The sequence below is a fragment of the Klebsiella aerogenes genome (assembly GCA_029027985.1).
GTDB lineage: Bacteria > Pseudomonadota > Gammaproteobacteria > Enterobacterales > Enterobacteriaceae > Klebsiella > Klebsiella aerogenes_A.
This window is the reverse complement of the sequence record CP119076.1, coordinates 3,188,759-3,210,675: the sequence shown is the minus strand read 5'-3', so window position 1 is coordinate 3,210,675 and position 21,917 is coordinate 3,188,759. Positions and strand designations below refer to the sequence as shown.

At 55.7% G+C, this 21,917-nt stretch carries 17 protein-coding genes and 1 pseudogene; 9 read left to right on the top strand and 9 right to left on the bottom strand.

Annotated elements, in window-relative coordinates; genetic code table 11:
* Positions 1-73: 73 nt before the first annotated feature.
* Complete coding sequence (asnS, locus tag PYR66_15325; protein WEF26681.1) at positions 74-1,474, bottom strand: asparagine--tRNA ligase; 1,401 nt, start codon at positions 1,472-1,474, stop codon at positions 74-76.
* A 165-nt stretch (positions 1,475-1,639) separates the two neighbouring features.
* Positions 1,640-2,842, bottom strand: coding sequence for a nicotinate phosphoribosyltransferase (gene pncB / locus PYR66_15320; GenBank protein ID WEF26680.1), 1,203 nt, complete (start codon positions 2,840-2,842; stop codon positions 1,640-1,642).
* A 328-nt stretch (positions 2,843-3,170) separates the two neighbouring features.
* On the opposite strand from pncB, the gene pepN reads away from it, so the two are divergent.
* Positions 3,171-5,786, top strand: a complete 2,616-nt coding sequence (gene pepN, locus PYR66_15315) for an aminopeptidase N (GenBank protein WEF26679.1) — start codon at positions 3,171-3,173, stop codon at positions 5,784-5,786.
* 153 nt (positions 5,787-5,939) lie between these two features.
* Here the strand turns inward: pepN and ssuB are convergent, their stop codons facing one another.
* From ssuB to ssuE, 5 genes and pseudogenes are all read right to left on the bottom strand, one after another.
* Entirely contained in the window at positions 5,940-6,713 is a 774-nt protein-coding gene (gene ssuB / locus PYR66_15310; protein WEF26678.1) for an aliphatic sulfonates ABC transporter ATP-binding protein, read from the bottom strand.
* Positions 6,710-7,501, bottom strand: a complete 792-nt coding sequence (gene ssuC, locus PYR66_15305; GenBank protein WEF26677.1) for an aliphatic sulfonate ABC transporter permease SsuC — start codon at positions 7,499-7,501, stop codon at positions 6,710-6,712. The genes ssuB and ssuC overlap by 4 nt, the downstream gene beginning before the upstream one ends.
* A 10-nt stretch (positions 7,502-7,511) precedes the next feature.
* Positions 7,512-8,657 carry an FMNH2-dependent alkanesulfonate monooxygenase gene (gene ssuD, locus PYR66_15300; GenBank protein ID WEF26676.1) on the bottom strand — a complete coding sequence of 382 codons (1,146 nt, stop codon included), beginning with the start codon at positions 8,655-8,657 and terminating at the stop codon, positions 7,512-7,514.
* Positions 8,617-9,616: pseudogene (locus PYR66_15295) on the bottom strand (sulfonate ABC transporter substrate-binding protein). The gene ssuD and the pseudogene PYR66_15295 overlap by 41 nt, the downstream one beginning before the upstream one ends.
* Positions 9,609-10,184, bottom strand: a complete 576-nt coding sequence (gene ssuE, locus PYR66_15290) for an NADPH-dependent FMN reductase (protein WEF26675.1) — start codon at positions 10,182-10,184, stop codon at positions 9,609-9,611. Before ssuE ends, PYR66_15295 begins: the two are co-directional and overlap by 8 nt.
* Before the next feature lie 248 nt (positions 10,185-10,432).
* On the opposite strand from ssuE, the gene pyrD reads away from it, so the two are divergent.
* Positions 10,433-11,443, top strand: a complete 1,011-nt coding sequence (gene pyrD, locus PYR66_15285; GenBank protein WEF26674.1) for a quinone-dependent dihydroorotate dehydrogenase — start codon at positions 10,433-10,435, stop codon at positions 11,441-11,443.
* 169 nt (positions 11,444-11,612) lie between these two features.
* Entirely contained in the window at positions 11,613-12,155 is a 543-nt protein-coding gene (gene zapC / locus PYR66_15280) for a cell division protein ZapC (protein ID WEF26673.1), read from the top strand.
* On the opposite strand, the gene PYR66_15275 is transcribed toward zapC, so the two are convergent.
* Positions 12,152-13,261: a YcbX family protein gene (locus PYR66_15275; GenBank protein WEF26672.1), complete on the bottom strand. Its 1,110-nt coding sequence runs from the start codon at positions 13,259-13,261 to the stop codon at positions 12,152-12,154. The two genes, zapC and PYR66_15275, sit on opposite strands and share 4 nt — an antisense overlap.
* A 98-nt stretch (positions 13,262-13,359) precedes the next feature.
* Here PYR66_15275 and rlmKL point away from each other — a divergent pair, with 98 nt between their 5' ends.
* From rlmKL to rmf, 6 genes are all read left to right on the top strand, one after another.
* The gene (gene rlmKL / locus PYR66_15270; protein ID WEF26671.1) at positions 13,360-15,465 is read left to right on the top strand and encodes a bifunctional 23S rRNA (guanine(2069)-N(7))-methyltransferase RlmK/23S rRNA (guanine(2445)-N(2))-methyltransferase RlmL; all 2,106 of its coding nucleotides are present in this window, start codon (positions 13,360-13,362) and stop codon (positions 15,463-15,465) included.
* Between the two features lie 12 nt (positions 15,466-15,477).
* Positions 15,478-17,385, top strand: a complete 1,908-nt coding sequence (locus PYR66_15265) for an ABC transporter ATP-binding protein (protein WEF26670.1) — start codon at positions 15,478-15,480, stop codon at positions 17,383-17,385.
* A 14-nt stretch (positions 17,386-17,399) separates the two neighbouring features.
* Positions 17,400-18,668, top strand: coding sequence for a membrane integrity-associated transporter subunit PqiA (gene pqiA, locus PYR66_15260; protein ID WEF26669.1), 1,269 nt, complete (start codon positions 17,400-17,402; stop codon positions 18,666-18,668).
* Positions 18,658-20,295: an intermembrane transport protein PqiB gene (gene pqiB / locus PYR66_15255; protein WEF26668.1), complete on the top strand. Its 1,638-nt coding sequence runs from the start codon at positions 18,658-18,660 to the stop codon at positions 20,293-20,295. The genes pqiA and pqiB overlap by 11 nt, the downstream gene beginning before the upstream one ends.
* A complete protein-coding gene (gene pqiC / locus PYR66_15250) occupies positions 20,295-20,858 on the top strand; it encodes a membrane integrity-associated transporter subunit PqiC (GenBank protein ID WEF26667.1) in 564 nt (187 codons plus the stop codon). Before pqiB ends, pqiC begins: the two co-directional genes overlap by 1 nt.
* Before the next feature lie 255 nt (positions 20,859-21,113).
* Positions 21,114-21,281 carry a ribosome modulation factor gene (gene rmf / locus PYR66_15245; protein WEF26666.1) on the top strand — a complete coding sequence of 56 codons (168 nt, stop codon included), beginning with the start codon at positions 21,114-21,116 and terminating at the stop codon, positions 21,279-21,281.
* Between the two features lie 77 nt (positions 21,282-21,358).
* Here rmf and fabA read toward each other — a convergent pair whose 3' ends face one another.
* Positions 21,359-21,877 (bottom strand): 3-hydroxyacyl-[acyl-carrier-protein] dehydratase FabA, encoded by a 519-nt coding sequence (gene fabA / locus PYR66_15240; GenBank protein WEF26665.1) that lies wholly within the window; start codon positions 21,875-21,877, stop codon positions 21,359-21,361.
* Positions 21,878-21,917 lie beyond the last annotated feature (40 nt).

The window sequence follows — 21,917 nt, the reverse complement described above, 5'->3', positions numbered from 1 at the left end:
AATTTGTTCACGGAAATTGACATAAAAAAAGGCCGGCTTGCGCCGACCTTGCGAGTTTCTGTAGAAAATTCGATTAGAACGTGGCGTTACGCGGTGTACGCGGGAATGGGATCACGTCACGAACGTTCTGTACGCCGGTCACATAGGCGATCAGACGCTCGAAGCCCAGGCCAAAGCCTGAGTGCGGTACGGTGCCGTAGCGACGCAGATCGCGATACCACCAGTAGTCTTCTTTATTCAGACCCATTTCCGCCATACGCGCGTCCAGTACGTCGAGACGCTCTTCACGCTGGGAACCGCCGATGATTTCACCGATTCCCGGCGCCAGAACATCCATTGCCGCGACGGTTTTGCCGTCTTCGTTAAGGCGCATGTAGAACGCCTTAATATCTTTCGGATAGTTTTTTACCACCACCGGCGCTTTGAAGTGCTCTTCGGCCAGATAACGCTCGTGCTCGGAGGAGAGATCCACGCCCCAGAACACTGGGTTTTCAAACGTCTTACCGCAGTTTTCCAGAATAGTAACGGCGTCGGTGTAATCAACCTGCGCAAAATCAGCGGAGACGAAACGCTGCAGACGGTCGATGGCGTCTTTATCAACGCGTTCGGCGAAGAATTTCATGTCATCCGCGCGCTCTTCCAGCACCGCCTTGAAGACGTACTTCAGCATCGCTTCCGCCAGACCGGCGACATCGTTCAGGTTCGCGAAGGCGACTTCCGGCTCCAGCATCCAGAACTCCGCCAGGTGGCGGCTGGTGTTAGAGTTTTCAGCGCGGAAGGTTGGGCCAAAGGTATAGATTTTGGATAAGGCGCAGGCATAAGTCTCGCCGTTCAACTGGCCGGAAACGGTCAGGAACGACTCTTTACCAAAGAAGTCTTTATCGAAATCGACTTTACCCTGGTCGTTACGTGGCAGGTTTTCCAGATCCAGCGTCGATACGCGGAACATCTCGCCAGCACCTTCGGTATCGGAGGCGGTAATCAACGGGGTAGATACCCAGAAGAAACCCTGCTCGTCGAAGAAACGGTGCAGCGCTTGCGCCAGAGTATGGCGTACGCGAGCCACCGCGCCGATCAGGTTGGTGCGCGGACGCAGGTGCGCCACTTCACGCAAATACTCGATACTGTGGCGTTTCGCCGCCATCGGATAGGTATCCGGATCTTCGACCCAGCCGGTGACTTCCACGCTGGAGGCCTGGATTTCAAAGCTTTGACCCTGACCCTGAGAGGCGACGATTTTACCGGTGACGATAACCGAACAGCCGGTCGTCAGGCGCAGCACTTCCTCATTGTAATTGGGCAGAGAATTATTAATAACGGCCTGTACAGGATCAAAGCAGGAACCGTCATAGACGGCGAGGAAAGAAAAGCCAGCTTTAGAATCTCGGCGGGTACGCACCCATCCGCGCACGGTGACTTCGCTGTCAACGGCAACGCGGCCCTGGAGTACGTCGGCTACAGGCACAACGCTCATAATAGTCTCTCTTTGTAGTCCAATAAAAAATTCTGTTTCCCCCTTCAGCGGGGGGATATCTATGTTACCTGTCATCTTCTATCAGACAAGCAGAATTCGCATCGGAAGGGGATAATTCGGCAATAATAATAAAGAAAAAGGAGCCTGAAGGGCTCCTTGATGAGATTAACTCGCCTTTTTAATCGGCGGCAGGTCGAACGCCTCGCGAAGGGCGCGGACGAATGCCTTATCATGGCAGATGGTTTTACCCGGGCTATCGGACAGTTTCGCCACCGGCTTGCCGTTACATTCCACTAGTTTTATGACGATATTCAGCGGTTTTACCTGAGGGATGTCGCAGGTTAAACGGGTACCGATACCGAAGCTGAGATTCACCCGCGAGGAAAAGTGGCGATACAGATCGACCGCTTTGGCAAGGTCGAGGTTATCGGAGAACACCAGCACTTTACTCATTGGGTCGATACCCAGTTTCTGGTAATGCGCGATCGCTTTTTCGCCCCATTCCAGCGGATCCCCGGAATCATGGCGTAGGCCCTGGTAGCGGGTGGCGAATTCCGGACCAAAGTCACGCAGGAAGGCATCCATGGTGATGCAGTCAGTCAGCGCAATACCCAACTGATCCGGATATTCGCTCAACCAGGCGGCAAGCGCTGCGCGTTGACTACTGGCCAGGCTCGGGCTGATCTGCTGGTGGGCCTGGAACCATTCGTGCGCCTGGGTACCCATCGGCGTTAAATTCAGGCGGCGGGCGAGATCGTAGTTGCTGGTGCCGACAAACCATGCTTCCTGCTGCAGGCGTTGCACGATAGCCCGCTGCACGTCGCGGGAGAAGCGGCGACGGGTGCCGAAATCCATCAGGTGAAACGCTGACATATCGATGTCGGCGGTCATGTTGGCGAAGTCGACCAGCTTGTGTTCAAGCGTCTTAAGCGCCAGATCAACGCCGATTTCCGGCGAGCGGTAGTGATGCACCAGTTCGCTTATGACCGCCAGTAGCGGCACTTCCCACATGATCACTTCACGCCACGGCCCGGCGAGGCGAATATTCAGCTTGCCGTTATCGTTGCTGACGGTGACCTGGCTTGGGTCATAGCGGAAGTCGCGCAGCCAGTCGAGATAGTCCTGCGAGAAGAACGGCAGGGTGGATAACCAGTGATACTCATCGTCCTGCAACTTCAGGTCGCGCATGGTCTCGACCTGCTCGCGAATCGCGTCGGCATAGATGCCGAGCAGGTCATCTCCACGGCAGCGGAATTCCGCCGCGACGTCCACATCGTAGTAGCGGTGGAAGACAGCCTGCTGCATGTGCAGCTTATAGGCATCCGTATCAAGCAGCGAGTGCAGTACAGGAGAAGTGAATTGTGTCATGGTGCGCAGTAGCATCCTCTCACTGGGGCGTTCCATTCAAACCAAAGCAGAAAAAAGGAGGCGGAGTATACCTTTATTACCCGATGCTGTCCTGCTGCGATGGTCCGACGGCAACGCTGACGGTCATTTGCGAGGCCTAGTTTAATATATTGAACATGGATCACACCACAAGCTTTACGCCTGGTCGAGCGCATTTCGTGCCTCATATGTTATCACTATGTAGCGATTTTCGTGTTGAACGTTGAAAAGATGAAGATTCTGCATAGCGCGATCTTCACAACAGGAATAGACTGGAGCCGATACTTTACAGACACGCTAAAGGTTTTTTATGACACAACAGCCCCAAGCCAAATACCGCCACGACTACCGTGCGCCGGACTATCTGATTAGCGATATTGATTTGACCTTTGACCTGGATGCCGCGAAAACCGTTGTCACGGCCGAGAGTAAGGTTTCCCGTCACGCGGCTGCGTCTGATGTGCCATTGCGTCTGGATGGCGAAGACCTGACTCTAATTTCGCTACAGGTGAACGGCCAGCCGTGGACCGACTATAAAGAAGAAAACAATCAGCTGGTGATTAACGGCTTGCCGGAAAGCTTCACCCTGACTATCGTCAATGAAATTAGCCCGGCGGCGAACACTGCGCTGGAAGGCCTGTATCAGTCAGGCGAAGCGCTGTGTACCCAGTGCGAAGCGGAAGGCTTCCGCCATATTACCTGGTACCTGGACCGCCCGGATGTACTGGCGCGCTTCACCACCAAAATCATCGCCGATAAAACAAAATATCCGTTCCTGCTCTCCAACGGCAACCGCGTGGCGCAGGGCGAGCTGGACAACGGCCGCCACTGGATCCAGTGGCAGGACCCGTTCCCGAAACCGTGCTACCTGTTCGCGCTGGTGGCTGGCGACTTCGACGTATTGCGTGATACCTTCACCACCCGTTCCGGGCGTGAAGTCGCGCTTGAGCTGTACGTTGACCGCGGCAATCTGGACCGCGCGCCGTGGGCGATGACCTCGCTGAAAAATTCCATGAAGTGGGATGAAACCCGTTTCGGCCTCGAATATGACCTCGACATCTACATGATTGTCGCCGTCGATTTCTTCAATATGGGCGCGATGGAGAACAAAGGACTTAACGTCTTTAACTCCAAATATGTGCTGGCCCGTACCGATACCGCGACCGATAAAGACTACCTCGATATCGAGCGCGTGATTGGCCATGAGTATTTCCACAACTGGACCGGCAACCGCGTCACCTGTCGCGATTGGTTCCAGCTCAGCCTGAAAGAAGGGCTGACCGTATTCCGCGATCAAGAGTTCAGCTCCGATCTCGGCTCGCGCGCGGTTAATCGCATTAATAATGTGCGCACCATGCGCGGGATGCAGTTTGCCGAAGACGCCAGTCCGATGGCGCACCCGATCCGTCCGGATATGGTTATCGAAATGAACAACTTCTACACCCTGACCGTCTATGAAAAGGGCGCAGAAGTGATCCGTATGCTGCACACATTACTGGGTGAAGCAAACTTCCAGAAAGGGATGCAGCTGTACTTTGAACGCCACGACGGTAGCGCCGCCACCTGCGACGACTTTGTGCAGGCGATGGAAGACGCTTCCAACGTCGATTTGTCGCATTTCCGCCGCTGGTACAGCCAGTCCGGTACCCCGGTGGTCAGCGTGCATGACGACTACAATCCGGAAACCGAGCAGTACACGCTGACCATCAGCCAGCGTACGCCGCCGACTGCGGAACAAGCCGACAAGCAGCCGCTGCACATTCCGTTCAGTATTGAACTGTACGATAACGAGGGGAAAGTGATCCCGCTGCAAAAAGGCGACCATCCGGTACACCACGTGCTGAATGTCACCCAGGCAGAGCAGACCTTCGTCTTTGATAATGTCTACTTCCAGCCGGTTCCGGCGCTGCTGTGCGAATTCTCCGCACCCGTGAAGCTCGAATATAAATGGAGCGACCAGCAGCTCACCTTCCTGATGCGTCATGCGCGTAATGACTTCTCGCGTTGGGATGCCGCGCAGAGCCTGTTGGCGACCTACATCAAGCTCAACGTCAACCGTCATCAGCAGGGACAGCCGCTGTCGCTACCGATCCACGTGGCCGACGCGTTCCGCGCCATCCTGCTCGACGAGAACATCGACCCGGCGCTGGCGGCAGAGATTTTAACGCTGCCGTCCGCCAACGAAATCGCCGAGCTGTTTGCGACCATCGACCCGATCGCGATTGCCGCGGTGCGTGAAGCGCTGACCCGCACGCTGGCGAGGGAACTGGCCGATGAGTTGCTGGTGGTTTACAACGCGAACAAGCTCGATAGCTATCGCGTGGAGCATGCCGATATCGGTAAACGCGCTCTGCGCAATACCTGCCTGCGCTATCTGGCATTCGGCGACGTTGAATTGGCGGACAAACTGGTGAGCGCGCAGTACCATCACGCCGATAATATGACCGATGCGTTAGCGGCGCTGGCGGCCTCGGTGGCGGCAGAGTTGCCGTGCCGTGATGTGCTGATGCAGGAGTACGATGATAAGTGGCATCAGGACGGTCTGGTGATGGATAAATGGTTTATCCTGCAGTCCACCAGCCCGGCGGCTAACGTGGTTGAAACGGTACGCGGTTTGCTGAACCATCGTTCGTTCAGTATGAGCAACCCGAACCGCGTACGTTCGCTGATCGGCGCTTTCGCCGGCAGCAACCCGGCGGCGTTCCATGCCGAAGACGGTAGCGGCTACCAGTTCCTGGTGGAAATGCTGACTGAACTCAACAGCCGCAACCCGCAGGTGGCGTCGCGTCTGATTGAACCGCTGATTCGTCTGAAACGCTACGATCAGAAGCGTCAGGGGATGATGCGCGCGGCGCTGGAACAGCTGAAAGGTCTGGAGAATCTCTCCGGCGATCTGTTCGAGAAAATCAGCAAGGCGCTGGCGTAACGACGATGTAACCCCCGGATAGCGGCGCTTTGCGCCTTATCCGGGATATCCTGTTGTGTCGTTATTTTGTCGGGCGATCTACGGTCCGTGCAAACGGCAGAATCTGTAGCCCGGCCGAACGCAGCGCGGGCCGGGAAATTGCTGCCCCTTTGGTCAGCCGTGGCTAAATAAACGCGGCGAGCGTTCGCTGTGGCCACGTTTCATGACCCGATCGAGCACTTCAGCTTCCAGTTCCGCCAGCCTGGCTGAGCCGAACCGCCGTGGGCGCGGAATATCTACGCTCAAATCGAGGCCAATTTTCTTCTCTTCAATTAACAGCACCCGGTCGGCCATCGCCACTGCTTCGCTCACGTCATGCGTCACCAGTAATACGGTAAAGCCATGTTCCTGCCATAATGAAACGATCAATTCCTGCATCTCCAGGCGGGTGAGGGCATCAAGCGCACCCAGTGGTTCATCCAGCAGTAACAAACGTGGGCGGTGGATCAGCGCGCGGGCCAGCGCGACGCGCTGTTTTTGCCCGCCGGAGAGCGCCGCGGGCCACTCATCGGCCCTCTCTGCCAGCCCGACGCTGGCCAACGCCTGGCGGGCGGCATCGCGCCATTGCCCCTTCAGCCCAAGACCGACATTATCAATCACCGTCTTCCATGGCAGCAAACGCGCATCCTGGAACATCATACGTGTGTCGTCCTGAATCTCCGCCAGCGGCGTCGCGCCAGCCAGCAGTTCACCGCCGTTAGGTTTTTCCAGCCCGGCCAGCAGGCGCAGCAGGGTACTTTTACCGCCGCCGCTGCGCCCGACCACTGCCACAAATTGTCCGGTGGGGATATGTAAATTCAGCGCATTAAGAATGACATTGTCGCCATAGCGCTTGTTTACCGCGTTAAGCAGCAGCGGGATACCTGGGTTGAGACGGGCAGTATTCATGCGTTGGCCTCCTGAAGACGATAAGCCGGGTTCCAGCGTAACCAGACGCGCTCCAGCAGCTGCGCGCTGAAATCGGCGAGTTTACCGAGAATGGCGTAAAGAATAATGGCGACCACGACCACGTCGGTTTGCAGAAATTCACGGGCGTTCATCGCCAGATAACCGATCCCGGCGTTTGCGGAAATGGTTTCGGCAACGATAAGCGTCAGCCACATCAGGCCGAGAGCGAAGCGAATGCCGACCATGATCGAGGGGAGGGCGCCGGGCAGGATCACGTGGCGGAAAAGGGCGAGTCCGGATAAACCGTAGCTGCGCGCCATTTCCACTAACCCGCGATCGATATTGCGGATGCCGTGCCAGGTATTGATGTAGATAGGGAACATTGTTCCCAGCGCCACGAGGAATATTTTGGCGCTCTCATCAATGCCGAACCACAAAATCACCAGCGGGATCAGGGCCAGATGCGGCACATTGCGCAGCATCTGGATGGAAGTATCAAGCAGGCGTTCGCCCCAGCGCGACAATCCGCTAATCAACCCCAGCGTCAGGCCGATGGAGCCGCCAATGGCGAAGCCAAGTAGCGCGCGCCAGGAACTAATCGCCAGGTGCTGCCACAGCTCGCCGCTGGCGGAGAGCGTCCAGAAGGCTTTCAGTACCCCCTCCGGAGAGGGGAGAATGCGGGTCGAGAGCCAGCCCGCGGATGACGCCAGCTGCCAGACCAGAACGGTACCCACCGGTAAAAACCACGGGGCAAGACGCAGCAGAAGCTGATGCGAAGGCGTCGTCATGATACGCTCCTTAACTTTGCGCCGCTTTGCGCGGGATAAATTCGTTGGCTACCGCTTCACCCTGCAAACGCAGATTTTGCGGTTGCGGGATGGACGGCACATTGACATCGAGCAGCGGGAACAGCAGTTCGCCCACTCGCCAGGCTTCCTCAAGATGCGGATAACCGGAGAGGATAAAACTATCGATGCCGAGCGCGGCGTATTCATTGATCCGTTCGGCAACGGTGGCAGCATCGCCGACTAGCGCGGTACCCGCGCCGCCGCGAGCCAGGCCGACGCCGGCCCACAGATTCGGGCTTATCTCCAGCTTGTCGCGACGCCCGTTATGTAATGCCGCCATGCGGTGCTGCCCGACCGAATCGGTTTGTGCGAAGGCCGCCTGGGCGCGGGCGATGGTGTCGTCATCAAGATGGGAGATCAAACTCTCCGCCGCCTGCCAGGCCTCTTCATTGGTCTCGCGGACGATCACATGCAGACGAATGCCGAAACGCACGCTGCGGCCATGACGGGCGGCTTTTTCGCGTACCTGAGCAATCTTCTCCGCCACCTGTTCTGGCGGCTCGCCCCAGGTCAGGTAGAGATCGACCTGCTCGGCAGCCAGATCCTGAGCCACATCTGACGATCCACCGAAGTAGAGCGGCGGCCGCGGCTGCTGCTGCGGCGGAAACAACAGTTTTGCCCCGCGCACGTGCTGGTGTTTGCCGTGATAGGTGACGGTTTCGCCTTCCATCAGCTTGCGCCAGATATGGGTAAATTCGGCAGAGGCTTCGTAGCGTTCGCTGTGATCGAGGAACACGCCGTCGCCAGCGAGTTCCGCCGGGTCGCTGCCGGTCACCAGGTTAAACAGCGCCCGGCCATTCGACAGTCGGTCGAGGGTGGCCGCCTGGCGTGCGGCAACGGTGGGGGATACCACGCTTGGGCGCAGCGCGACGAGAAACTTCAGCCGCTGGGTAACCGGGATCATGGACGCGGCCACCAGCCAGGCATCTTCGCAGGAACGCCCGGTTGGAATGAGCACACCGGTAAAACCGAGCCGGTCGGCCGCCTGGGCGATTTGTTGCAGGTAGCTATGGTCAACCGGACGCGCGCCTTCTTCGGTACCCAGATAGCGGCCGTCACCGTGGGTGGGTAAAAACCAGAACATATTCAGACTCATGATTTTGCTCCTTGTGCGGGGATGGGTTGCCAGATGCGGTTTTGAATGGTGATTCTTGTGGGTACCAGCTTGTTCTCATAGAACAGGTCGGCGGTTTGTTGCTGGCGGGCGGCTGTTTCAGCGCTCACCGGGGTAATCGCGGTCGGTGGGCGATGGTCGAGATAACTGGCGATCACCGCTTCCGGCAAGCCCATGGTTTTGGCCAGCAGGGAGATACTCTCTTGACGTTGGCTAAGGGTAAGGGCATCGGCCTGGCTAAAGGTCTCCAGTATGCCCTCGATGAAGGCGCCGTTCTTTTCTGCATACGGGCGGGCGGCGAGATAGAATGAACCGGTCTGCTTCAGGTCGGTACCATCCTTCAGCACCCTAACGCCGCCTTGCAGCAGCGCGGCAGAGTAGTAAGGATCCCAGATAGCCCAGGCATCGACGTTACCCTGCTGGAATGTGGCGCGAGCATCGGCCGGGGCCAGATAAACCGGCTGGATATCGCTGAACTTAAGACCCGCCTGCTGTAAGGCACGCAGCAATAGGTTGTGCGAGCTGGATCCTTTCTGAAACGCCACTTTGCGGCCTTTTAGTTCGGCAACGTTTTTGATGGGGCTGTTATCGGCAACCAGAATCACTTCCGCTTTCGGCTTCGCCGGTTCGGCGCCGATATAGACGAGGTCCGCGCCGGCGGCCTGAGCGAAAATCGGCGGAATGTCGCCGGTGCTGCCGATATCGATACTGCCGACGTTTAGCGCTTCGAGCATTTGCGGCCCGGCGGGGAACTCGACCCATGAGATTTTGGTGTTCGGGTAGCGTTTCTCCAGCAGTTGATGACTTTTGGCCAGCACCATGCTGACGCTGCCTTTTTGATAGCCGATACGTAAGGCATCCGGCGCCTGAACGGCTGCGTGAGCAACAGAGGAAAGCGCAAGCAGGCCGCCGAGCGCCAAAGCGCGTAGAGGATTAAGCATGCTCAACCCCCCGTAGCGTCTTTAGGCCGGGGATTCGGCTGTTGCGGCGATTCAGCGCCTGCCAGAAGGTTTCCAGCGCTTGATCGAGGCGGTTTTGCAGATTCGGCGTGAACTGCGGTTTGTGCTGGTAGTCGGTGACCTGGCTATCATCAGCGAAAACGCCGTGGAGGATCTCCTGCGCCTTTAAGGCATTAAGTACCGGCTTCAGCGCGTAATCAACCGCCAGCATATGGGCGATGGTTCCGCCGGTGGCCAGCGGCAGGACGATTTTGCCCTCCAGCGCGCGTTCCGGCAGCAGGTCGAGCAGTGTTTTCAGCGCGCCGGAAAAAGAGGCTTTATAGACCGGGGTAGCGATAATTACGCCATCGGCGCCGGTAAGCTGTTCATTTAAGGTATGTAAAGCCGGATTATCGAAGCGGGCGTAGAGCAGGTCTTCAGGCTCAAAATTCTGTAAATGCCAGTGGTAAACCTCGATATCAGCGGCGGCGAGTTTCTCCCTGGCGTACTCCAGCAGCGCGCTGGAGCGAGAAGGGTAGCGGGGGCTGCCCGCGAGTGTAATGACACGCATACTCTCTCCTTATAACCAAATGTTTGCATTTATCTATAATTGATAACATTTTCAGGCAGTGTGACAGAGCGCGTTTATTTCCCTAAATGATTTATCTGGCGTTAATTTGCCGAAAAGCGCATAACAGGCGGGATGAAAGTAATCGTTTGCGTTGGATGTGCGATTTTTTGTCGCAGGTCAATTCCCTTTCGGGCGCGAATCGAACATAATACGCCCCCGGTTTGCACACCGGGAATCCAGGAGAGTTCATGTACTACCCCTTCGTTCGTAAAGCTCTTTTTCAGCTCGATCCTGAGCGCGCTCATGAAGTAACCTTCCAACAATTACGCCGTGTTACTGGCACGCCACTGGAAATGCTGGTCCGTCAAAAAGTACCGTCGAAGCCGGTGACCTGCATGGGGCTCACTTTCAAGAATCCGCTGGGGCTGGCGGCCGGGCTTGATAAAAACGGCGAGTGCATTGACGCGTTTGGTGCGATGGGCTTCGGCTCAATTGAAATCGGCACCGTGACCCCGCGTCCGCAGCCGGGTAACGATAAGCCGAGGATCTTCCGCCTGGTCGATGCCGAAGGGTTGATCAACCGTATGGGCTTTAATAACCATGGCGTTGATAACCTGGTCGAGAATGTGAAAAAAGCGCATTTTGACGGCGTGCTGGGGATTAATATCGGTAAAAACAAAGATACTCCTGTCGAGCACGGCAAAGATGATTATCTGATTTGTATGGAAAAAATCTATCCATACGCCGGATATATTGCCATTAATATCTCCTCACCGAATACGCCAGGGTTACGTACTTTGCAATATGGCGAAGCGCTGGATGATTTACTCTCCAGTATTAAAAATAAGCAACTTGAGCTTCAGCAAAAGCATCAAAAATATGTTCCTGTGGCGGTGAAGATCGCGCCGGATCTTTCCGTTGAGGAATTGATCCAGGTTGCCGATAGTTTGCTTCGTCATAATATTGATGGCGTCATTGCAACCAACACCACGCTCGATCGTTCTCTGGTCCAGGGGATGAAACATTGTGATGAAACCGGTGGTTTAAGCGGTCGTCCATTACAATTAAAAAGCACCGAGATTATTCGTATGCTGGCGGCGGAATTAAATGGTCGTTTGCCAATTATCGGAGTTGGCGGTATTGACTCGGTGATTGCCGCTCGTGAAAAGCTGGCAGCTGGCGCAACGCTAGTGCAGATTTATTCCGGGTTTATTTTTAAAGGCCCACCGCTGATTAAAGAAATTGTTACACACATCTAATCTTTTCCGCTTTTGATCTCCCTCCAGGGCTTTATTTCCAGCCCTGGTTGTTTTATATTCCTTCATTGTTGCTTATTTAGACATTTTAGTCTTTTCTTAATTTTAGAAATTATTCTGTGGCAGGATGCGATTGCTTTGCAGAAGGAAGTGGAAGAGAACGGGGGTAGAAATGCGGATTAAACCTGACGATAACTGGCGTTGGTATTACGACGAAGAGCATGACCGCATGATGCTCGATCTGGCCAATGGCATGTTATTTCGCTCACGCTTCGCCCGGCGCATGTTAACACCTGACGCTTTCGCGCCGTCGGGATTCTGCGTTGATGACGCTGCGCTTTATTTTTCTTTTGAAGAAAAATGCCGCGATATTGAATTAAACAAAGAGCAGCGTGCCGAATTAGTGTTGAATGCCTTAATTGCGATTCGTTTTCTTAAACCACAAATGCCGAAAAGCTGGCATTTCACGGCTCACCAGCAGAACTGGCAGCCGACCAGCGGCGACGCCGCCAGCGTCTGGATCAGCGATACCGGCGAGCAGGTGAATTTACTGGTGGTGGAGCCGGGTGAAAACGCCGCCCTTTGCCTGCTGGCGCAGCCGGGGTTGACCCTCGCCGGGCGAGTGATGCAGTTGGGCGATGTAATTAAAATTATGAACGACAGGCTGCAACCGGCGCCAGGCGCGGCCAGCTACAGCCTGGGTCAGGCGGTTTAAGGCGCCAGGCGCAGCGCGGTTTTTGGTACGCAGCTGCAGCATAAAATGGTGCCATCCGCGGCGACCGCATTTTTCTTCAATGGGCTCACTTCTCCGTCTTCAAGACGGATACGGCAGCTGCCGCAGATGCCGGCGCGGCAGGAATAAGGGATGCGAATTCCCTGCTGTTCCAGTTGTTCCAGCAACACTTGTTGGTTATTGCCGGTAAATCGTTGTCCCTGCCATTCTATCTCAACCGTCGCCTTCTGCTGTGCATCGGGGGCAATGGGATCGTCGCTCGCGCCGGAGCCATACGCTTTCGCCGGGCCGCGCGCCAGCACCTCGACGTCATCGCCGACACGAATGACGCCGCTGTTACGGGCAATCAGGTTTTGACCGAAATCGACGGCGCCGTTGTCCAGCGCGGTACGAAAACGCTTTAAAGTTTCCAGCGGTTCGCCGGTGGGATGCTTTTGCCCGCGTTCCGGACTGACGGTGGTGAAAATACAGCGGCTGCAAGGCTTCGCCACGTCAAATACCACCTCGCCAATACGAATAACTTTCCAGCTATCTTCATCCCACGCCGCCGCGCCAGCCACCACCAGATTGGGGCGAAACTGTTCTATGCTTACGCTGGCGGGACAACGTTGCTGCAGATCGCGAAGCGACGCGTCATTGACTAACAAATAAGGAAAGCCGTCGGCGAAGGAGAGGGGCACCGCGTCATGGTTCTTCACTCGCCGGGTCAGTTGCGGCCCGAGCCAGCGTAGCTGAACGTCGCGCTGGAAAAACCCGCTAAGCCACTGGTTAATCGCAGCCGGCGCAATTAGAGCGGTGAAGTGGTTGCCCCATACTTCGGTCGGCTCGCTTTGAGGTGCGAAATCGTCAAAGCGCACCAGCGCGCTGCTGCCGTCAGGCGCAGTCAGGTGCAGGCCGTCGTGCAGCGGCGAAGGGAAGAATTTCACCATCTGTGGAAACTGGCGGGCGGTAATAAAAGTGCCGTCGGTTTCCGTCAGCATAAAGATGCGGTCGAGAGCCATACCGCTCATATCGGCAAAGGCGTGGGTGACGCCAATTCCGCGCATGGATTTGACGGGATGAATAAAAAGTCGCGATAGCGTTACCATACGCTGCCCCTGGGTTCAAAAATAAGCCTTTAACTTTATGACATAGGGCACATATTGGCTATAATGCGCACCAATTTTCTTTAAGTAAAAGTGACGATATGAAATCTCTGTTTGCCAGCACGGCTCGTGGTCTTGAAGAGCTGTTAAAAACTGAACTGGAAGGACTTGGCGCAACGGAGTGCCAGGTCGTCCAGGGCGGGGTTCATTTTCAGGGAGATACGCGTCTGCTGTATCAAAGCCTGATGTGGAGCCGGCTGGCCTCGCGCATCATGCTGCCGTTGGGCGAATGTAGCGTGTACAGCGATCTGGATCTCTACCTTGGGGTTCAGTCGATTCCGTGGACGGAGATCTTTACCACTGACGCGACCTTTGCGGTGCATTTTAGCGGCCTCAACGAAGAGATCCGCAACAGTCAGTATGGTGCATTAAAAGTCAAAGACGCCATCGTCGATAGTTTTACACGTAAAAACCTGCCGCGTCCGAATGTCGATCGTGAAAACCCCGATCTGCGTATCAACGTCTGGTTGAACAAAGAGACCGCGCATATTTCGCTGGATTTGAGCGGTGAAGGCCTGCACCTGCGCGGCTATCGCGACGGTACCGGTATGGCGCCGATCAAAGAAAACCTCGCGGCGGCGATCGTCATGCGCTCCGGCTGGGTGGCGGGTACGCCGCTGCTCGATCCGATGTGCGGTTCCGGTACGCTGTTGATTGAAGCGGCGATGCTGGCCACCGATCGCGCGCCGGGTCTGCACCGCGGCCATTGGGGCTTCGGCGGCTGGGCTCAGCACGATGATGCCATCTGGAAAGAAGTGAAAGCCGATGCGCAAACGCGCGCGCGTCAGGGGCTGGCGGCCTATGAGTCCCGCTTCTACGGCTCCGATGTTGACGAACGCGTTATCGAACGCGCGCGCCGCAACGCCCGTCGCGCCGGAATTGGCGAACTCATCAATTTTGAAGTGAAAGACGTCGCGCAGCTTAATAATCCGCTGCCAAAAGGCCCGTACGGCACGGTTATCAGCAACCCGCCGTATGGCGAGCGTCTGGAAAGCGAACCGGCGTTGATTGCCCTGCATAGCCTGCTGGGGCGGATTATGAAAAATCAATTCGGCGGCTGGAACCTGTCAGTCTTCAGCGCCTCGCCGGAACTGCTGAGCTGCCTGCAGCTGCGCGCCGATAAACAGTTTAAAGCGAAAAACGGCCCGCTGGACTGCGTGCAGAAAAACTACCATCTGGCAGAAAGCGAAGGCGGTAAACCGGCGATGCTGGCGGAAGATTTCGCTAACCGTCTGCGCAAAAATCTGAAGAAATTCGAAAAATGGGCTCGCCAGGAAGGCATTGAATGTTATCGCCTGTACGATGCCGATCTGCCGGAATATAACGTCGCTATCGACCGCTACGGCGACTGGGTAGTGGTGCAGGAGTATGCGCCGCCGAAAACCGTCGATGCGCACAAAGCGCGTCAGCGTCTGTTCGACATCATCGCCGCCACCATCGCGGTGCTGGGTATAGCGCCGAATAAGCTGGTGCTGAAAACCCGTGAACGTCAAAAGGGTAAAAATCAATACCAGAAGATGGCGGAGAAGGGCGACTTTATCGAGGTGCAGGAGTACAACGCCCGTCTGTGGGTGAACCTCACCGACTATCTGGATACCGGGTTGTTCCTTGACCACCGCATCGCCCGCCGCATGCTCGGTCAGATGAGCAAGGGCAAGGACTTCCTCAACCTGTTCTCCTATACCGGCAGCGCCAGCGTCCACGCGGGCCTTGGCGGCGCACGTTCCACGACTACCGTGGATATGTCGCGTACCTATCTGGAATGGGCGGAACGCAACCTGCGTCTGAATGGCTTAACTGGCCGTGCGCATCGCCTGATGCAGGCGGACGTGCTGGGCTGGCTGCGCGAAAGCACCGAGCAGTTCGATCTGATCTTTATCGATCCGCCGACCTTCTCCAACTCCAAACGCATGGAAGATGCGTTTGACGTGCAGCGCGATCACCTGCGTCTGATGACCGATTTAAAACGTCTGCTGCGTAAAGGCGGCACGATTATGTTCTCGAATAACAAACGCGGTTTCCGTATGGATCATGACGGGCTGGCGGCGCTTGGCCTGAAGGCGCAAGAGATTTCGCAAAAAACGCTGTCGCAGGACTTTGCCCGCAACCGTCAGATTCACAACTGCTGGCTGATTACCGCAGCCTGAAAGGAATAAAGAATGTCACTGATTAGTATGCACGGCGCCTGGCTTTCGTTCAGCGATGCGCCGCTGCTGGATAATGCCGAGCTGCATATCGAAGATAACGAACGCGTCTGTCTGGTTGGGCGCAACGGCGCCGGTAAGTCGACCCTAATGAAGATCCTCAACCGTGAGCAGGGTCTGGACGATGGGCGCATTATTTATGAACAGGATCTGATCGTCGCGCGTTTGCAACAGGATCCGCCGCGCAACGTCGCCGGTACGGTATACGATTTTATCGCGGAAGGGATTGCTGAACAGGCGGCTTACCTGAAGTCCTACCACGACGTCTCGCATCAGGTGATGACCGATCCGAGCGATAAAAATTTAAATGAACTGGCGCGTCTGCAGGAACAGCTCGATAACCTGGGGCTGTGGCAGCTGGATAGCCGTATCAACGAAGTGATTGAGCAGCTTGGTCTCAATGCGGATGCGCAGCTGGCGTCGCTGTCCGGCGGCTGGCTGCGTAAAGCGGCGCTGGGCCGCGCGCTGGTCAGCGGGCCGCGGGTGCTGCTGTTGGATGAACCAACTAACCACCTTGATATTGAAACTATCGACTGGCTGGAAGGGTTCCTGAAAACCTTTAAAGGCACCATCATTTTCATTTCGCACGACCGTTCGTTTATCCGTAACATGGCGACGCGCATTGTTGACCTCGATCGTGGCAAGCTGGTGACTTATCCGGGCAATTACGATCAGTATCTGCTGGATAAAGAAGAAGCGCTGCGTGTTGAAGAGCTGCAGAATGCGGAATTCGATCGCAAGCTGGCGCAGGAAGAGGTGTGGATCCGCCAGGGGATCAAAGCGCGTCGTACCCGTAACGAAGGCCGCGTCCGTGCCCTGAAAGCAATGCGTCGCGAGCGCGGCGAGCGACGCGAAGTGATGGGCAGCGCGAAGATGCAGGTCGAAGAGGCCTCGCGCTCCGGCAAAATCGTCTTTGAGATGGAAGATGTCAACTATCAGGTTGACGGCAAGGTGTTGGTCAAAGATTTCTCCGCGCAAATTCAGCGTGGCGACAAGATTGCGCTAATTGGTCCGAACGGCTGCGGTAAAACGACATTGCTGAAGCTGATGCTCGGCCAACTGCAGGCCGACAGCGGACGTATCCACGTCGGTACGAAACTGGAAGTTGCTTATTTCGATCAGCACCGGGCAGAGCTCGATCCGGACAGAACGGTGATGGATAACCTCGCGGAAGGTAAGCAAGAGGTGATGGTCAATGGTAAGCCGCGCCACGTGCTGGGCTACCTGCAGGATTTCCTGTTCCATCCAAAACGGGCGATGACGCCGGTACGTGCGCTCTCCGGCGGGGAACGCAACCGCCTGCTGTTGGCGCGTCTGTTCCTCAAGCCAAGTAACCTCTTGATCCTCGATGAACCGACTAACGACCTCGATGTCGAAACGTTGGAGTTGTTGGAAGAGCTGATCGATGGCTACCAGGGCACCGTTATGTTGGTGAGCCACGACCGCCAGTTTGTTGACAACACCGTCACTGAGTGCTGGATCTTCGAAGGCGGCGGGCGCATCGGTCAATATATTGGCGGTTACCACGACGCGCGCGGGCAGCAATCGCAGTCGCTGGCGCAAAAACAGACGATGGTAAAAAAATCAGCGGAAGTTGCTCAACCAAAAGCAGAAAGTGTCAAACGCGCTGCCAGCAAACTAAGCTATAACCTGCAGCGCGAACTGGAACAGCTGCCGCAGAAGCTGGAGGACCTGGAAACCCAACTGCAGACGCTGCAGGAAAAAGTCGCCGATCCTTCTTTCTTCGGCCAGCCGCATGACCAGACCCAGCAGGTGCTGGCGCAGTTAGCGGAAGCGGAACAGGCTCTGGAAACGGCCTTTGAACGCTGGGAATATCTCGAAGGATTAAAAAACGGCGCTTAAGCTGAGGAGTGTCCATGTGCGATCAACATCATGCTGCGCGGCACATATTGTGCCCACAATGTGATCTGCTGGTGGCTTTGCCGCCGCTGGAGCATCGCCAGAAAGCCGCATGCCCGCGTTGCGGCACAACGCTCACCACGTCGTGGGACGCGCCTCGGCAGCGTCCTACGGCTTATGCGCTGGTGGCGCTGTTTATGCTGCTGCTGGCCAACTTATTTCCTTTTGTTTATATGAAAGTCGGTGGCATCAGCAGCGAAATTGGACTGCTGGAAATTCCTGATGTGCTGTTTACCGAGGACTACGCCAGCCTCGGCACTTTCTTTATGCTCTTTGTGCAACTGGTCCCGGCGTTCTGCCTGTTGACCATTCTCCTGCTGGTGAATCGTGTACATATGCCATCGCGATTAAAGGCATTCCTGGCGCGGATCCTGTTTCACCTTAAAAGCTGGGGGATGGCGGAAATTTTCCTCGCTGGCGTGTTGGTCAGCTTTGTGAAGCTGATGGCCTACGGCGATATTGGTGTCGGTCTGAGCTTTGTGCCCTGGTGTCTGTTCTGCCTGCTGCAGTTGCGCGCTTTCCAGTGTGTCGATCGACGCTGGTTATGGGACGATATCGCGCCGCAGCCCGCGATCAAACAGCCGTTGCAACCGGGTAGGCCAGGGCTTCGCCAGGGGCTGCGATCCTGCTCATGCTGTACCGCGGTGCTGCCGGCGGATGAAACAGAGTGCCCGCGCTGCCACACCAAAGGTACCGCGCGGCGTAAACATAGCCTGCAATGGACGCTGGCGTTGCTGATGACGTCATTCGTGCTGTACCTGCCTGCTAATATCTTGCCGATTATGATTACCGATCTGCTGGGCGATAAGATGCCATCGACCATCATGGCAGGCGTGGTTTTACTGTGGAGCGAAGGCTCGTATCCGGTCGCGCTGGTGATATTTATCGCCAGTATTATGGTGCCGACGTTAAAAATGATCGCTATCGGCTGGCTGTGCTGGAGCGCGAACGGTCACGGCGCGCGTGACTCAGAACGCATGCACCTGATTTATGAAGTGGTGGAATTTGTTGGCCGTTGGTCAATGATCGACGTTTTTGTCATCGCGGTCCTCTCGGCGCTGGTGCGTATGGGAGGCTTGATGAATATCTATCCGGCGATAGGCGCGGTGATGTTTGCGCTGGTCGTTGTTATGACTATGTTCTCGGCCATGATGTTTGACCCGCGTCTGTTGTGGGACCGTGAACCCGATCCAAGCCATGAGGAAATGCAACAGCATGGAAAATAAGAGCGGAGAAGCGAAAGTACAGAAGGTGAAGAACTGGTCACCGGTCTGGATCTTTCCGATTGTGACTGTGCTCATCGGCGCATGGATACTGTTTTATCACTACAGCCATCAGGGGCCGGAGGTGACGCTGATCACCACCAACGCCGAAGGCATTGAAGGGGGTAAAACGCGTATCAAGAGCCGCAGCGTCGATGTCGGGGTTGTGGAGAGCGCGATCCTGACCGACGATTTGAAACACGTAGAAATTAAAGCGCGCTTGAATTCCGGCATGCAGAAATTGCTGCATAAAGATTCGGTATTCTGGGTGGTGAAACCGCAGGTTGGACGTGAAGGGATCAGCGGTCTCGGCACGCTGCTTTCCGGCGCCTATATCGAACTACAGCCGGGTAAAGCGGGATCGGTTGCGTCGGAATACCCGCTGTTGGATTCGCCGCCGTTAGCCTCGCCGGATGCAAAGGGCATCCGTATTCTGCTGGAAAGCAGCAAAGCGGGGCAACTCTCTCCGGGTGATCCGGTGTTGTTCCGCGGCTATCGCGTCGGTTCGGTTGAAACCAGCACCTTTGATACGCAGAAGCGCCGTATCAGCTATCAGTTGTTTATCAACGCGCCTAACGACCGTCTGGTGACCACCAATGTGCGTTTCTGGAAAGATAGCGGTATCGCCGTTGATCTCACTTCTGCGGGGATGCGCGTAGAAATGGGATCGCTGTCGACGCTGTTTGGCGGCGGCGTAAGCTTTGATATCCCTGAAGGCCTGGATCTTGGCGAACCGGTGGCGAACAAAACCGAATACCACCTGTTTGACGACCAAAAGAGTATCCAGGACTCGGTATTTACCGAACATATTGATTACGTGTTATTTTTCAAAGATTCAGTTCGCGGGCTGCAGCCGGGTGCGCCAGTGGAATTCCGCGGCATTCGTCTGGGTACCGTCGGCAAAGTGCCGTTCTTTATCCCGGGGCTGAAGCAGCGTTTAAATGATGACTACCGTATTCCGGTAGAGATACGTATTGAACCGGAGCGTATTGTTAATCAATTGGGCGGCGATCCGAACATTCGCGGGCACATTGATGATCTGATCAACCGCGGCCTGCGCGCGTCGCTGAAAACCGGTAACCTGGTGACCGGCGCGTTGTATATCGATCTCGACTTCTATCCGAAAGCGCCTCCACGCGGCAAGATTCAGGAATTCGGCGGTTATCCGATCATTCCAACCATTAGCGGTGGTCTGGCACAGATCCAGCAGCGCCTGATGGATGCGCTCGATAAGATTAACAATCTGCCGATTAACCCGTTGCTGGAGCAGGCGACCAGTACGCTGGCGCAAAGCGAGAAAACCATGCAGCACGTGCAGACGACGCTCGATAGCTTGAATAAGATCACCTCAAGCCAGTCGATGCAGCAACTGCCTGCCGATATGCAAACGACGCTACGCGAGCTGAACCGCAGTATGCAGGGCTTCCAGCCTGGCTCGGCGGCCTACAATAAGATGGTTGCGGATATGCAGCGATTGGATCAGGTTCTTCGTGAACTGCAGCCGGTACTGAAAACGCTCAACGATAAGAGCAATGCGCTGGTATTTGAGGCGAAGGATAAAAAAGATCCGCAGCCGAAGGGAGCGAAATAATGAAAAAGTGGTTAGTGGCGGCAGCGGTATGCGCGCTGACGGCGTGCAGCAGCGGCGGCGAGAGTAAGACCTACTATCAGCTGCCGGTAGTGCAGAGCGGCGCGCAAAGCGCCGCCCACCAGGGTAAGAACTTACTGTGGATCGAACAGGTGAGTATCCCGGACTATCTGGCCGGCAATGGCGTGGTTTATCAGACCACCGACGTACAGTACGTGATTGCGAGTAACAACCTGTGGGCGAGCCCGTTGGATCAGCAGCTACGCACCGCTCTGGTGGCTAATCTGAGTAATCAATTGCCCGGTTGGGTGGTGTCGTCGCAGCCGTTAGGTAGCGAGCAGGATACGCTTAACGTCTCCGTCAACGGTTTCCATGGCCGCTACGATGGCCGGGTTATTGTCAGCGGCGAGTGGCTGCTTAAGCATCAGGGACAGCTGATTAAGCGCCCGTTTGATATTGAGCTCAAGCAGCAGCAGGACGGCTACGATGCAATGGTCAAAACGCTGGCGCAGGCCTGGAGTCAGGAAGCTGCCGCTATCGCGAGCGAGTTGAGCCGTCTGCCATAAGTAAAATGAATAAAAATAAAAGCCGCAGCGACGTCAAAAATCGCAGCGGCTTTTTTATTTGCCATGTCAGATTGTTAGTTGTGCTGGTTCACGATTTTTGTACAAATGAACTTTCATATAGCTCACAAATATGACAATGGCGTGAATTTTGCGCATTGACGCTGCCTCTGTTTCGCGGTAAAGGTTATACGTGGCTGCATATTTAGTGACCACTGTTTTCTTTTCCACCAGATCAAATAATGAGGGAAACGAGGCATGAAGAGACAAAAACGAGATCGCCTGGAACGGGCACATCAGCGTGGATATCAGGCCGGCATTACCGGTCGATCAAAAGAAATGTGTCCCTACCAGACCCTGAATCAGAGGTCCCATTGGCTAGGAGGTTGGCGAGAAGCCATGGAGGACAGGGTGCAAACTGCCTGACTGTCTCTTTAAAAAAAGAAGCCTTCGCTCTGCGAAGGCTTCGCCTTTTATACCTTAGGGTACATACGTAAGGTAAATCAGAACGCGGAAGTATCCTGGAACAGACCCACTTTCAGGTCGGTTGCTGAGTAGATCAGACGACCATCGACCAGCACTTCGCCGTCCGCCAGGCCCATGATCAGGCGACGGTTGACGATGCGTTTGAAGTGGATACGGTAGGTGACTTTTTTCGCCGTCGGCAGAACCTGGCCGGTAAATTTAACTTCACCCACGCCCAGCGCGCGGCCTTTGCCTTCGCCGCCCAGCCAGCCCAGATAGAAGCCAACCAACTGCCACATTGCGTCCAGACCCAGACAGCCAGGCATTACCGGATCGCCGATAAAGTGGCAGCCGAAGAACCACAGGTCCGGGTTGATGTCGAGCTCTGCTTCAACATAACCTTTGTCGTAGTTGCCGCCGGCCTCGGTCATCTTGACGACGCGGTCCATCATCAGCATGCTCGGAGCCGGCAGTTGCGGGCCTTTCGCGCCAAACAGTTCACCACGACCAGAGGCAAGAAGATCTTCTTTCGTATAGGATTCGCGTTTATCTACCATGTTTTCAGTAAGCCTTATTTTGAGTTCGGGACGCAGGATA